Consider the following 12,092-nt stretch of genomic DNA (forward strand, 5'->3'; position numbering starts at 1 on the left):
CGGGGCGGCGACTTCGGCCCCGCTCGACGTCAGCCTTCGGTCGGGCGCAGGCCGGTGGCGGCTTGCTGCACCGCGGCCGGACGACGTTGGCCGCCGGCGGCGATGACGCGGTCGATGCGGGCCTTTTCGGCGCGGAAGGCGGCCAGATCGGCGCCCGCCAGGACGGTGCCTTCCTGGGTCTTGATGCCGGCCGGATTGATCCGCTGGCCGTTGCGCCAGATTTCATAGTGCAGGTGCGGGCCGGTGGAAGCGCCGGTCGAACCGACGTAGGCCACCACCTGGCCCTGGGTCACGCGCTGACCGGCGCGCATGCCCGAGGCGAAGCGCGACAGGTGGCCGTAGCCGCTTTCCAGCCCATTGGCGTGGCGGATGCGCAGCCAGTTGCCGTAACCGCCCCAGCGACGGGCCTCGACCACCACGCCGTCGGCGGGGGCCACGACCGGCGTGCCGGTGGAGGCGGCGAAGTCCATCCCCTGGTGCATCTTGCGATAGCCCGAGATGGGGTGGGTGCGGACGCCGAAGTTGGAGCTGACGCGGCGGAAGTTCTGCAGCGGGGTGCGCATCATGGCGGTGCGCGTGTTCTTGCCCGTGGCGTCGAAATACTGGGCCGTCTTCGAGCCGGCGGGCTGGAAGCGGTAGAAGGCGTGGCCCTTCAGCTCGGCGTAGAGCAGTTCGCCGGTCTCCACCGTGCGGCCCGATTCCGTCACCGTGCGGTCGAAGACCAGGGTGAACTCGTCCGAGGCGCGCACGTCGCGCTGCATGTCGAACTTGTGGGCGAACAGCTGGCTGGCGCGGCGCACCACGGCCGAGGTGGCGCCCAGTTCGCGAGCGCTGGCGGACAGGGAGCGCTGCACCTTGTCGTTGGCGACGACGGTTTCCTCAGTGACCTTCTCGTCCAGCGAGCGCAGGCGAAGCGCGCCGTCGAAGCTGCGCGACACGGTCAGCTGGCTGGCCGGGCCGGTGCGCATGGTCAGGCCGATCAGGCGGGCGTCGCCCAGGCCGCCGCGCGGCTTGGACACGGCGGTCTCGAAGCGGAGACCCGCGCGCAAATCCTTGAGATCGAAGGCGCTGGCGACGGTGTCGGCGACAGCGCGGGCTTCATCGGCGCCGACGCCGGTGCGTCGCACGGCCTGTTCGAAGGTTTCGCCGCGACGAATCTGGACCGGAATGGCTTCCGGGGCGGTCATGCCGGCCGGCGCGGCGGCGGCGGCGTAGGCCTGCGCTTCAAGCGATTCGATCTGTTCCGCGGTCAGGACCGGAACTTCCTCGGCCTTCACCTGTTCATATCCACGACCGGCCAGCAGGGCGATGCCCACGGCGGCGCAAGTCGTCAGCAGGTGCGGCGCAAGCCGAACGGGCTGGCGGCGAGGATCGAACTGAGCCATGGGTCCCCGGCATATCGACGACGCTTAAAGCGCCAGACCAGTCGAAATTAGATTCACGCCGGACATTCCTGACCGACAGTGAAGCGAGCCGTATAGCCCGCCTGACCCATATTGGGAAGCGGGTGCGTTACATTCAGTTAACTTGGCGGGGGATCGGCGCAGTATTTCAGCGTTCGTTTTGGTGCGGATGTGAATCTTCGCCATTTTTAAGGTCTGGTGGTCCTGTAGTGGCGACATGGACACGGTATAGTTGTCGTGCTGCAACGACTGTCATCGTGGCGCATTTTGTGGCGTTGTCGCCCTCAACCACTAAACGAAGATCGTTCCGCGACCTTGACCGAAGACGCCGATCCTTCCCCGCCGCGCGCGCAGACACGCAAACGCACTGCTTCGATCGCCCTTCTGAAGGGGGCGGGCGTGGCGCTGATGGTTCTGCTGATCCTGGCGGCGACGTTGTATCTGAACCGCCGGGCGGCGGCGCGGGAGCTGCTGGTCGGCTGGCTGGACCGCAAGGGCATCGACGCCGATGTCGAGGTCGAACGGCTGGAGCTCAACGGCTTTGTCGGCAAGGTCTCCATCGGCGATCCCAAGAACCCCGACTTCAAGGTCGAGCGGGTCGAGGTCGACTACGCCGTGGGGCTGCCGTGGTCGAAGGCCGGGCTGGGGGTGACGCCCAGCCGCGTCCGTCTGGTCCGCCCGATCGTGCGCGCGACGTGGAAGAACGGCGAGCTGTCGCTGGGCAGCCTTGATCCCCTGGTTGAGGAGTTCACCGGCAAGCCGCCCAAGCCGGATTCCCGCGCGCCCCTGGTCATCGTCGAAGGCGGCCAGGCGCGCCTCGACACCGAATACGGTCCGTTGCGCCTGCTGGCGGACGCGCGGATCGACGACGGCAAGCTGATGCGGCTGTCGGGTCGGATGCCCGCCGCCTCGCTCAAGAGCGGCGATACCGAGGCGCGCGGCCTGGCCGGCGTCATCGAGGTGACGACCGTGGGCGACCGTACGGCGGTGAAGCTGGACGCCCAGGCCGAGCGCTTCGTTGCTGCGGGCTTCGGCGGGCAGGGGGCGGCCTTGAGCCTCAGCGGCGATCTGCCCTACCCGGACATGAAGACCCGGCGCGGCGACGGCCGGGTCGGCCTGACCGCGCGATTGACGGCGGATGAACTGGCCAGCGCCGGGACGACGGCGCGTCAGGCGGCGGCGACGATGGAATTCGCCGGGGCGGTCGAAGGCTGGCTCAACGCCTATAGCCTCAAGGGCGAGGCCAAGACGGCGGCGACGGCGGACCGGCTTCAGGGCGAGGGGATGGAGGTTCGCCAGGCGGCGCTGGACCTCAGCCGCGTGACCCTGTCGACGTCGGGCGGGACGGAAGGCCAGGAGATGAAGTGGCGCGCGGCCTCGCCCCTGCGGCTGACGGCGGCGTCGGGTCGGTTGGGCGAGGCCCGCCTGACCCAGGCGGTCGTCGCTTCAAGCGCGATCGAGGCGGGCGGCAGGGGCGGCGCCTTCGAGGTGCGGGGTCCGGCGACCCTGAGCGCGCAGCGGCTGGCGACCGGCGATGTGGCCCTCAGCGGCGCGCGCGGCCGCCTGGACTTCGATCTGGTGCGGGACTCCATCACGCGGATCAGCGCGACCGGCGCGCTGGGGGCCGATCGGGTTTCGGCGCCGGTGCTGGGCGCGCCGCTGGCCGGCGATCTTCCGGAACTGGCCGAGTTGAAGCGGGCGCTGGGCGCCTTCGCCGTGGATGCGCCCCAGGTGCGGCTGGTCAGCGACAACGCCGGGGTCGAGCTGACCCTGCTGCGGCCGATCACCGCCCGCCCGGCCAACGGCGGCGAGCTGAGACTGTCGGCGGCGACGGGGCCGGTTCTGTCCCTGACGGCGGACGGAGCGACGCGCGGGGCTTTCAGCGTGGCGTCCAAGCGCGGCGGCGGCCTGCCCGAGGCGCGCTTTGACGGCGTTGAATGGCGGCTGACGCCGGGCGGCTTCGCGGCGAAGCTGAAGGGGCAGGCGGCCCTGGACTTCGGCCCGGCGCGCGGGATCGCCTTCAGCACCCAGGGCGAACTGGCCTCGGCGGGCGGGCGCCTGACCTATACGGCAAGCGATTGCATTGCGGTGACGCTGGACAAGCTCGACCTGGGCGAGAACTCGGTCGAGGCCGTGTCCGGCCGCGTGTGCCCGACGTCGGCGCCCCTGTTCGCCGCCCGGAACGGCGCCTGGCGCGCTCAGGCGCGTCTGGCCGATGTGGCGGCGACGGCGCCCGTCTTCGAGATCGGAATCTCCGGCGCCGAGGGCGATCTGGTCGTCGACGGCGCGGCCAAGGGGCTGTCGATGCGGGTGGGCGTCAGCAAGGCCCAGGTCGCGGATACGGCCGATCCGGTCCGCTTCCTGCCGCTTCAGGCCAAGGGCGAGGCGCGGCTGGCGGGCGACGTCTGGACCGCCGGATTTGATCTCAGCCGACTGGAGCACGCCATCGGCCGCGTCGAGGTGCGCCACGACGTTCAGGCTGAAGCGGGCGGGGCGGTGATCTCGGCGCCCAGCCTGGCCTTCACCGAGCATGGGCTTCAGCCGGACGACCTCAGCCCGCTCGTGGCCGACTATGTGAAGTCGCCGGTCGAAGGTTCGGCCGGGTTCGAGGGGCGTTTCGACTGGGCGGCCGAGGGGGCGACCAGTTCGGGCGTCCTGATCGTGCCGGAGCTGGATTTCACCAGCCCGGCGGGCAAGGTCCAGGGGCTGAAGGGGCGGGTGGAATTCACCAGCCTGACGCCGCTGATCACCGCCCCGGACCAGAAACTGACCGCCGATCGGGTGCAGACGGTGACGCCGCTGACCGATCTTCAGCTGTCCTTCGGCCTGGACGAGAAGGCCCTGACCATCGGCGGCGGCCAGATTCAGGCGGCGGGCGGGCGCATCAGCGTCGAGCCCCTGTCCCTGCCGCTGACGCCGGGCGAAGGCTGGGGCGGGGTGGTCGTGGTCGAAGGCGTACAACTGAACGAATTGCTGAAGAGCGCCAATCTTCAGGACAAGGCCGAGTTCGACGCCGTGGTGTCGGGGCGGCTGCCTTTCACCTATGATCCCAAGGACGGCTGGCGCATTGTCGGCGGGGTGCTGAACGGGGTGCGGCCCGGCCGTCTGTCGATCGAGCCTCAGGTGTTCGACGACCTGGCCGCCGGCGGCGGGGGCGAGGCGGGCGTCCCGCCTAACGCCATGCAGGATCTGGCCTATCAGGCCATGCAGGATCTGGCGATCAGCGACCTGACCGCCGAGGTCAACAGCCTGGATCAGGGGCGTCTGGGCGTCCGCTTCCGCATCAACGGCCGCCACGATCCGCCCGAGCGCGAACAGCTTCGCCTGACCTTCTTGGAACTGATCCGCCGCGACTTCATGACCAAGAAGCTGAATCTGCCGTCGGATACGCCGATCGACCTGACGCTGGACACGACCTGGAACGCCAACCAGATCATCTCGGATCTGCTGGAATATGCGCGTCGCGGGGAGACGCCCGTGCTGACGACGGATGAAACGCCTTGAGTCACGGCTGCGCTTTGTTCAGAACCCATTCACACGCCGCTGCGTTTAATGGCGGTGACTTCCAACGCCGCCTTCGGAGACCGGCCTCATGATCAGCAAGCGTCAGATCGTCGCCATGCTCGGCCTCGGCGCCGTCAGCCTGGCCGCATGCGCGCCTACGGTGAACATCAAGTTCAGCGAGCCGCTGCAGATCTATGCCAAGCTCGACGCCGACATCCGCATCAAGCTGGACCAGGAACTGCAGAACCTGCTCCGCGAAAACCCCAACCTGTTCTGAATGTGAAAGGGGGCTTTGACATGACTTACCGCAAACTCTTCGTGGCCGTGGCCGCTGTCGCTGCTCTGGGCGTCGCCGCCGGTGCCGCCGTGGCTCAGACCGCCTCGCAAAAGGCCCTGGTCGATCAGGCCAAGGCCGCCGGCGCGGCCGGTGAGCAAGCCGACGGCTACGTCGGCGTGCGCACCTCGGTGAACGCCGACACCCAGGCCGCCATCAGCGCGACCAACGCCGGTCGTCGCCAGGCCTACGCCCGCAGCGCCGCCGACGCCGGCACCTCGGCCGAAGTGGCCGGCGCCCGGATGTTCGAGACCCAGCTGCTGCCGCGCATCAGCTCGGGCCAGTGGTACAAGAACGCCCAGGGCCAGTGGGTCCAGCGCTGAGCTGAGCCATGAAGGCGACCTTCAGGAGCGGGCGACTTGTCCGGCTTCTGCGGTCGCTGGTTCTCGCCGTCGCCATATCGGCCGTCAGCACGCTTGGGCTGGCGGCCTATTGGCGTCTGATCGGCGGGGGCGAGATGAGCCTGCACGGCTGGATCGCCATGGGGCTGGGCGTGCTGGGCACGGTCGGCCTGGCTTGGGGACTGATGGCCCTGGCCTTCCGCTCTGATCGCGACGGCTGGGACGATCAGGTCGACAATAGCTTCGACCCCGGCATCGAGAGCGCCGAGGACCGCAAGGACGACGACCTCTACTATTAAGGCTTCAGGCGGCGGCTTCCGCCTGGCCGGAGAGGGCGGGCAGGAACAGGCCGCGCGCCAGGGCGTCCACCACCGGCACGGCCACGGCGTCGCCCATCAGCTTCAGCGCCGCGCTTTCGCTGGCGGGCAGGCGATAGGCGTCGGCGACCCCCATCAGCCGCGCGGCCTCGCGCCCGGTCAGTCGACGCATGGCGACGCGGCCGCCGTCGACGATCACGACGTACTGGCGCGATGAACCGCCTGACGGCGTGCGCAGGCATCCGGCTAGACCGTCGAAGCGCATCTCCAGCCGTTGCAGCTTTTTTCCGTCCTTGGTTCGCACCCGGCGGAAGGCTGCGCCGACGCGCCGCTCTCCTGAGGCTTTGAGCGTCTCCAGCCGCGCTCGGTGCAGCGGCGACAGCATTGTCAGCAGGGTCTGCGTCTCCGCTTCGCTGAAACAGGGCGCCTCGGCCTCCAGCACGGCCGCCAGATCCAGGTTGCGGCGCGGCGGAACGGCCAGCCGCCACCAGGCCCAGTTCGCCTTCGCCGCTTCGGGCAGGCGCTCCCAGGCGGCGATCAGGCGCGAGGAATGGAAGGGCTGGACCGGGGCGGGCAGGCGCGGCCCCTCGACACCCCGCATGGCGACGATGAACAGGCGCGGCCGCGACTGGGGCAGCCACAGCCCGGCGTCGATCTCCAGGGCGCCGACCGTATAGCCGGCCTCGGCCATGGCCCCGCACACGGCGGCGAAATCCTGGCCCTCGCCCGAGGTCAGCAGGCCGACGACGTTCTCCAGCACGATGATGGGCGGGGCGCGGCCTTCGGCGTCCAGACCCTGCATCAGCTTCCAGAAGCCCCAGAAGGCGCCCGAGCGCTGGGCCTTCAGCCCGCCGCGCGCGCCCGCCAGGCTGACGTCCTGACACGGCGACGACGCCCAGCACAGGTCAGGCGCGCCTGGAACCTGATCCGGCGTCATCGCCCAGACGTCGGCGTGGATCAGCGAGGTCTCGGGATGGTTGGCGCGAAAGGCGCGGGCCTTGGCCGCGTCGATGTCATTGGCCAGGATGGTGCGGAAGCCTGTCAGTCCCAATCCCGCTAGTCCGCCGCCCGCGAAGAACTCGCAGGCCGTGAAGGGGGCGCCTGCGTTTGCTGCGGGGTCATGACGAATCGGCATGAGGGGACATTAACCCAGGCGAGCCGCTTTGGCGCCTGTCTTGACGGGGAGAAGGCAAACCGGGACTTTGGCCGCGAATTTCCAGAAAGGACCGCCATGCGCGTCGCCCTCCTCTCCGCCGCCGCCCTCTGCCTGGCCTTGGCCGCCTGCTCGCAGCCCGCTGAAAAGGCGTCTGAGCCCGTCAAGGCCGAGCCGCGCGCCCTGGCGGGCGTCGATCTGGACCAGCCGGTGCGGGTGCTGGGAACCGAGCCCTTCTGGGCGGTGGAGATCAAGCCGGACGGCCTGACCTATTCCGGCGTCGACCGGGCCGAGCAGAAGGCCGCCAACCCCGGCCCGAGCCTGCAGGGCACGGTCGCCAGCTGGAGCACCAAGACCGAGGCCGGGACGGATCTGACCGTCATCCTGACGGCGACGGACTGCTCGGACGGCATGAGCGACCGCACCTATCCCCTGACCGCCAAGGTCGAGATCGGCGATGAGACCCTGACCGGGTGCGCCGCCGCCACGGCCGCCATCGAGAGGGCCGGGGAGAGCGGCCGCGTAGAATAAGGCGAAGCTGGCGCCCGGCTTGCATTGAGCGCTGTTATGCGGCCGGGCTGTCCCCGGTCGGTTCACAGGCCAGGATGGTCCCATGACGCCCGTAGCGACGCCGATCGACATCCGTCCCCTGACTTCGCTCAGGTTCCTCGCGGCCCTGTGGGTCGTGGTCTATCTGATGTGGCCCAACCTGGCGGTCGGCGGCATGCCCGCCCTGGCCGCCAAGGGCTACCTGGGGGTCGAGCTCTTCTTCGTCCTGTCGGGCTTCATCCTCAGCCACGTCTATCTGCAGGCGTTCGGTGAGAAGCGCTTCGACTACAAGGGCTTCCTGTGGGCGCGCATCGCGCGGGTCTATCCGCTCCACCTGTTCACCCTGTTCGGCGTCATGGCCCTGGGGTTGGCGGCGACGGCGGCGGGCATGGCGATCGACGCCGGCATCCTCAGCTGGAAGACGCTGCTGCCCAACCTGCTGATGGTCCACGCCTGGGGCTTCGCCGGCGAGGCGGGATGGAACCACCCGTCCTGGTCGATCTCGGCCGAGTGGTTCGCCTATCTGACCTTCCCCGTCTTCGCCGCCGCAGCGTGGAAGTTGCGGAACCGACCATGGCTGGCGACGGGGGCGGCCGCCCTGCTGCTGGTCGCCCTCTACGTCGGGTTTGAGCGCGTCGCCGGCTATCGCCTGACCGAGGCGACGTTCAAGTGGGGGGCGCTGCGGATCGTGCCCTGCTTCGCCTACGGCTGCGCCCTCTACCTGGTCTATCGCCGGGCGCCCTTGCCGCGCGCGGGTCTGCTGGCTCTGGCGGCGGCGGTCGTGACGGCGCTCAGCGCCTCGCTGATGAGCTGGGACGGGATCACCGTCCTGTCCGGCGGCCTGCTGATCCTGGCCCTGGCCAGCATTCCGGCGAACAAGGCGGGCGTGCTGGGCTCCGCGCCCGCAGTCTATCTCGGCGAGATCAGCTATGCGGTCTATATGCTGTGCGCCCCGTGGCAGATCCTGGCGGTCAATGTCGCGGCGCGCCTGACCGGAGCGGAAGACAAGCAGCTTCCTCTCGTATTGTGGCTGGCGATCATCGCGGGCTTGATTGTCGCGGCCGCGATTGTTCATCAACTGATCGAGCGCCCGGCTCGTCGTTTCCTGCGCGGATGGGCGGCGAGGCGGCGATCATCTGTGGATCAGCCGGGGAAACAGTCGGAAACAGTTCTTCAACATTCTGACCCTATCGTCTAAGGCTTGTCCGCGTTCAGTCGGGAGCACGCCAGATGATGAAACGGCTCACAGCCGCCGCCCTTGCGGCAAGCCTAGGCTTTTTCGCCTTCACCACGACCCCGGCTCAGGCCGGCGATCCCTACTGGCAGTGCGTGACCTTCGCGCGCATGTTCTCGGGCATTCAGATCTTCGGCGACGCCTGGACCTGGTGGCGTCAGGCCGTCAGCAAGTTCCGCACCGGCGACGCGCCTGAGACCGGCTCGGTGCTGGTGTTCCAGCCCCACGGCCGCATGAGCGCCGGCCACGTCGCCGTCGTCTCCGACGTCCTCACCGACCGCGTGATCCGCGTCACCCACGCCAACTGGGGCGGCAGCCGCGGCAAGGTCGAAGAAAACGTCACCGTCGTCGACGTCTCGTCCTCGGGCGACTGGAGCCGGGTGAAGGTCTGGTACAACCCGATCAACGATCTGGGCACGACCGTCTATCCGACCTACGGCTTCATCTACAACAACGCCCGCGACGCCTTCGCCAACGGCCGTCAGATGGCCGCCAACGCCGCCGCCGAAGACCGCGCCGCCAACTAGGCTTCTCGCGTCGAAAAAGGGTCTGGTCCCGCTCGGCTGATCGGGCGATAGCTGACGTATGACCGAAGCAAACGACATTCGCGGACACGCTATCGAAACGGCCAAGCATGAGCCGCAGGGCGTGACCTACGCCGGCTATCTGGCGCTCGACGACATCCTGTCCGCCCAGAAGCCGCGCTCCGACCAGCACGACGAGATGCTGTTCGTCATCATCCACCAGACCAAGGAACTGTGGCTCAAGCAGATCCTGCACGAGGTGGCGCTGGCGCAGACGCTGGTGCGCGCGGGTGATCTGGTGCCCGCCTACAAGAGCTTGGCCCGCGTCAGCCGCATCCAGTCGGTGATGACCCAGAGCTGGGACATCCTGGCCACCATGACGCCCGCCGACTATCTGAAGTTTCGCGGCGACCTGGGCGCCAGTTCGGGCTTCCAGAGCGACCAGTTCCGTCGTCTGGAGACCATGCTGGGTCTGAAGGATCCGCGCTTCCTGCGCTTCCACGCCGAACGCCCGGACGCCCATGCGGCGCTGCAGGCGGCCCTGGAGGCGCCCAGCCTCTACGACGACGCCCTGCGTCAACTGGCCAAGGCGGGCCTGCCGGTGCCGGAGGCCGTGCTCAACCGCGACGTCAGCCAGTCCTATGAGGCGAACGAGGGCGTCGAGGCCGCCTGGCTGGAGGTCTATCGCGACACCGAACGCTGGTGGCCCCTGTACCAATTGGCCGAAAAGCTGGTCGATCTGGACGACGCCCTGCTGACGTGGCGGCACAAGCATGTGGTCACGGTCGAGCGCATCATCGGCCGTCGTCAGGGCACGGGCGGCACCGACGGCGTCGGCTATCTGGTCGAGACGCTGAAGCGTCGCTGCTTCCCCGAGCTGTGGTCTCTGCGCACCAAGCTGTAACGCTGGAAACCTTCGCCGCTGGCAGGGGTTTCTCTCTTGAGCAGCAACGGAGGTTTCCGATGGCCGGCAACAGCCACGACATCAAGGTCCTCAACGGTTTGGTCGAGGGGCTGATCGACAGCGCCGACGGCTATCATGAAGCGGCGGTCGAAACCGCCGACGCCGCCTATCGCACCTGGTTCGAGGCGCGAGCGGCCGAGCGCCGTCGGTTGGCCGAAGAGTTCAAGGCGGCCGTGCGTGAACGCGGCGGATCGCCCGAGGAGGACGGCTCGATCCTGGCCAAGGCGCAGCGCGCCTTCATGGACGTGAAGCACGCTTTGCTGCGCAACGACGCTTCGGTGATCGACACGGTCGAGGGCGGCGAGGACCAGTTGAAGGCGCGTTTCGAGCGGGCGTTGGCCGACAGCGAGCTGTCGGCCACGACCAAGGAGACCGTCCGCCGCGCCTATGGCGAAGTCCGCGCCGGCCACGACCAGCTCAGCGCCTTGAAGCACAGCCTCGATGTTCGAGGGGGCGCTGCGGGAAGCTAGCGTGTCTCTCCCTCCTCTTGAAGGGGAGGGAAAGGGCGCTCAAGCAGCGAGCCGCCGCGCGGCGAGCGATAGCGCACTTATAGATTTCCCAACAAAAAAGCCCCGGCGTTTCCGCCGGGGCTCTTGATCTTCAGCGCGAAGCCGAAGCCTGAAATCAGGCCTCGTCGCCGGCCTTCTCGGCCGTGCCGGTGGCGGGGACGGCGACCTTGCGGGCCGTTTGGCGCTCGGCGATACGGGCCGACTTGCCGCGACGGTCGCGCAGGTAATACAGCTTGGCGCGACGAACGACGCCGCGGCGCTTCACTTCGATGGACTCGACGTTCGGCGACAGGATCGGGAAGCGACGCTCCACGCCTTCACCGAACGAAATCTTGCGGACCGTGAAGGTCTCGTTGACGCCGCCGCCGTCACGGGCGATGCAGACGCCTTCGAACGCCTGGATGCGTTCGCGCTCGCCTTCCTTGATGCGCACGTTGACGCGCAGGGTGTCGCCCGGCTGGAAGTCGGGGATGGTCTTGCCTTCGAGCAGACGGGCTTTTTCTTCGGCAGCGAGCTGCTGGACGATGTTCATAGTGTCTCTCCGGAGCTTATTTGCTCTTTAGCTGTAAGTTGGCGAGATGCCGCTCCCAGAGATCCGGGCGCCGCTCCCGCGTGGTCGTTTCCCTTTGTTCCTGACGCCATTTGGCGATCTTCTTGTGATCGCCTGACAACAGGACTTCCGGGATGTCGTGGCCCTCGAACGTCCGCGGCCTAGTGTACTGCGGATGCTCAAGCAGGTCGTCCTCGAAGCTCTCGGTGGACAGGCTTTCCGCCGCACCCAGAACCCCCGGAACCAACCGGACGCACGCCTCGATCGCCACCATGGCCGCCGCCTCGCCGCCGGCGAGCACCGCGTCCCCGACGGAGACCTCCTCGAACCCGCGGGCGTCGAGCACCCGCTGATCCACCCCCTCGAAACGGCCGCACAGGACGACGATGCCGTCGGCCTTGGCCCATTCCGTAACCCGCGCCTGCGTCAGGGGTCTGCCGCGTGCGCTCATGTACAAAAGCGGCCGGGATGGGCCTTCCAGGCTGTCGAGAGCCCTGGCCACCACGTCCGCTTTAAGCACCTGACCGGGACCGCCACCCGCAGGGGTGTCGTCCAGGAAGCCGCGCTTATCTTCGGAAAACGCGCGAATGTCCAGCGTCTGCAAATCCCACAGCCCCTTCTCGCGCCAGGCGGTGCCGATCAGCGACACCCCCAGCGGTCCGGGAAAGGCCTCGGGGAACATGGTCAGGACGGTGGCGGTAAAGGGCATG

The 12,092-nt window shown here is 68.4% G+C and carries 13 protein-coding genes; 9 read left to right on the plus strand and 4 right to left on the minus strand.

The window, feature by feature from the left end; translation table 11 throughout:
- Positions 1 to 29: 29 nt before the first annotated feature.
- Positions 30 to 1,385, minus strand: a complete 1,356-nt coding sequence (locus tag EGK63_RS06235; RefSeq protein ID WP_125900423.1) for a M23 family metallopeptidase — start codon at positions 1,383 to 1,385, stop codon at positions 30 to 32.
- A gap of 333 nt (positions 1,386 to 1,718) precedes the next feature.
- Between EGK63_RS06235 and EGK63_RS06240 the strand changes: the two genes are divergently transcribed.
- The 4 genes from EGK63_RS06240 to EGK63_RS06255 all read left to right on the plus strand — a co-directional run bounded on the left by EGK63_RS06240 (position 1,719) and on the right by EGK63_RS06255 (position 5,881).
- Entirely contained in the window at positions 1,719 to 4,907 is a 3,189-nt protein-coding gene (locus tag EGK63_RS06240) for a YdbH domain-containing protein (RefSeq protein ID WP_243637597.1), read from the plus strand.
- A gap of 88 nt (positions 4,908 to 4,995) precedes the next feature.
- The gene (locus tag EGK63_RS06245) at positions 4,996 to 5,184 is read left to right on the plus strand and encodes a YnbE family lipoprotein (protein WP_040346241.1); all 189 of its coding nucleotides are present in this window, start codon (positions 4,996 to 4,998) and stop codon (positions 5,182 to 5,184) included.
- Positions 5,185 to 5,204: 20 nt separating this feature from the next.
- Positions 5,205 to 5,564, plus strand: coding sequence for a YdbL family protein (locus tag EGK63_RS06250; protein WP_125900424.1), 360 nt, complete (start codon positions 5,205 to 5,207; stop codon positions 5,562 to 5,564).
- An 8-nt stretch (positions 5,565 to 5,572) separates the two neighbouring features.
- A complete protein-coding gene (locus EGK63_RS06255) occupies positions 5,573 to 5,881 on the plus strand; it encodes a hypothetical protein (RefSeq protein ID WP_125900425.1) in 309 nt (102 codons plus the stop codon).
- Positions 5,882 to 5,885: 4 nt separating this feature from the next.
- Here the strand turns inward: EGK63_RS06255 and EGK63_RS06260 are convergent, their stop codons facing one another.
- A complete protein-coding gene (locus tag EGK63_RS06260) occupies positions 5,886 to 7,034 on the minus strand; it encodes a DNA cytosine methyltransferase (protein ID WP_125900426.1) in 1,149 nt (382 codons plus the stop codon).
- A 96-nt stretch (positions 7,035 to 7,130) separates the two neighbouring features.
- Between EGK63_RS06260 and EGK63_RS06265 the strand changes: the two genes are divergently transcribed.
- The 5 genes from EGK63_RS06265 to EGK63_RS06285 all read left to right on the plus strand — a co-directional run bounded on the left by EGK63_RS06265 (position 7,131) and on the right by EGK63_RS06285 (position 10,793).
- Positions 7,131 to 7,583, plus strand: coding sequence for a COG3650 family protein (locus EGK63_RS06265; protein ID WP_125900427.1), 453 nt, complete (start codon positions 7,131 to 7,133; stop codon positions 7,581 to 7,583).
- Between the two features lie 82 nt (positions 7,584 to 7,665).
- On the plus strand, positions 7,666 to 8,799 hold the full coding sequence (locus EGK63_RS06270) for an acyltransferase (protein WP_125900428.1): 1,134 nt from the start codon (positions 7,666 to 7,668) through the stop codon (positions 8,797 to 8,799).
- Between the two features lie 32 nt (positions 8,800 to 8,831).
- A complete protein-coding gene (locus tag EGK63_RS06275; RefSeq protein WP_125900429.1) occupies positions 8,832 to 9,362 on the plus strand; it encodes a CHAP domain-containing protein in 531 nt (176 codons plus the stop codon).
- Between the two features lie 58 nt (positions 9,363 to 9,420).
- Entirely contained in the window at positions 9,421 to 10,263 is an 843-nt protein-coding gene (locus tag EGK63_RS06280; protein WP_003166213.1) for a tryptophan 2,3-dioxygenase, read from the plus strand.
- Positions 10,264 to 10,322: 59 nt separating this feature from the next.
- Entirely contained in the window at positions 10,323 to 10,793 is a 471-nt protein-coding gene (locus EGK63_RS06285; RefSeq protein ID WP_243637598.1) for a PA2169 family four-helix-bundle protein, read from the plus strand.
- A 154-nt stretch (positions 10,794 to 10,947) separates the two neighbouring features.
- Here EGK63_RS06285 and rplS read toward each other — a convergent pair whose 3' ends face one another.
- Together rplS and trmD are read right to left on the minus strand one after the other, a co-directional pair.
- Positions 10,948 to 11,364: a 50S ribosomal protein L19 gene (rplS, locus tag EGK63_RS06290; RefSeq protein WP_125900431.1), complete on the minus strand. Its 417-nt coding sequence runs from the start codon at positions 11,362 to 11,364 to the stop codon at positions 10,948 to 10,950.
- A gap of 16 nt (positions 11,365 to 11,380) precedes the next feature.
- Entirely contained in the window at positions 11,381 to 12,091 is a 711-nt protein-coding gene (gene trmD, locus EGK63_RS06295) for a tRNA (guanosine(37)-N1)-methyltransferase TrmD (protein WP_125900432.1), read from the minus strand.
- Position 12,092 lies beyond the last annotated feature (1 nt).

It is taken from the genome of Brevundimonas sp. 357 (assembly GCF_003938605.1).
Classification (GTDB): Bacteria; Pseudomonadota; Alphaproteobacteria; order Caulobacterales; family Caulobacteraceae; genus Brevundimonas.

Bases quoted from the DNA above. Each gene is read 5' to 3' on its own strand.
- trmD (WP_125900432.1), bottom strand. From the start codon at position 12,091: ATGCCCTTTACCGCCACCGTCCTGACCATGTTCCCCGAGGCCTTTCCC.
- EGK63_RS06280 (WP_003166213.1), top strand. From the start codon at position 9,421: ATGACCGAAGCAAACGACATTCGCGGACACGCTATCGAAACGGCCAAG.
- EGK63_RS06260 (WP_125900426.1), bottom strand. From the start codon at position 7,034: ATGCCGATTCGTCATGACCCCGCAGCAAACGCAGGCGCCCCCTTCACG.
- EGK63_RS06235 (WP_125900423.1), bottom strand. From the start codon at position 1,385: ATGGCTCAGTTCGATCCTCGCCGCCAGCCCGTTCGGCTTGCGCCGCAC.
- EGK63_RS06285 (WP_243637598.1), top strand. From the start codon at position 10,323: ATGGCCGGCAACAGCCACGACATCAAGGTCCTCAACGGTTTGGTCGAG.
- EGK63_RS06270 (WP_125900428.1), top strand. From the start codon at position 7,666: ATGACGCCCGTAGCGACGCCGATCGACATCCGTCCCCTGACTTCGCTC.
- EGK63_RS06250 (WP_125900424.1), top strand. From the start codon at position 5,205: ATGACTTACCGCAAACTCTTCGTGGCCGTGGCCGCTGTCGCTGCTCTG.
- EGK63_RS06245 (WP_040346241.1), top strand. From the start codon at position 4,996: ATGATCAGCAAGCGTCAGATCGTCGCCATGCTCGGCCTCGGCGCCGTC.
- EGK63_RS06255 (WP_125900425.1), top strand. From the start codon at position 5,573: ATGAAGGCGACCTTCAGGAGCGGGCGACTTGTCCGGCTTCTGCGGTCG.
- EGK63_RS06265 (WP_125900427.1), top strand. From the start codon at position 7,131: ATGCGCGTCGCCCTCCTCTCCGCCGCCGCCCTCTGCCTGGCCTTGGCC.
- EGK63_RS06275 (WP_125900429.1), top strand. From the start codon at position 8,832: ATGATGAAACGGCTCACAGCCGCCGCCCTTGCGGCAAGCCTAGGCTTT.
- rplS (WP_125900431.1), bottom strand. From the start codon at position 11,364: ATGAACATCGTCCAGCAGCTCGCTGCCGAAGAAAAAGCCCGTCTGCTC.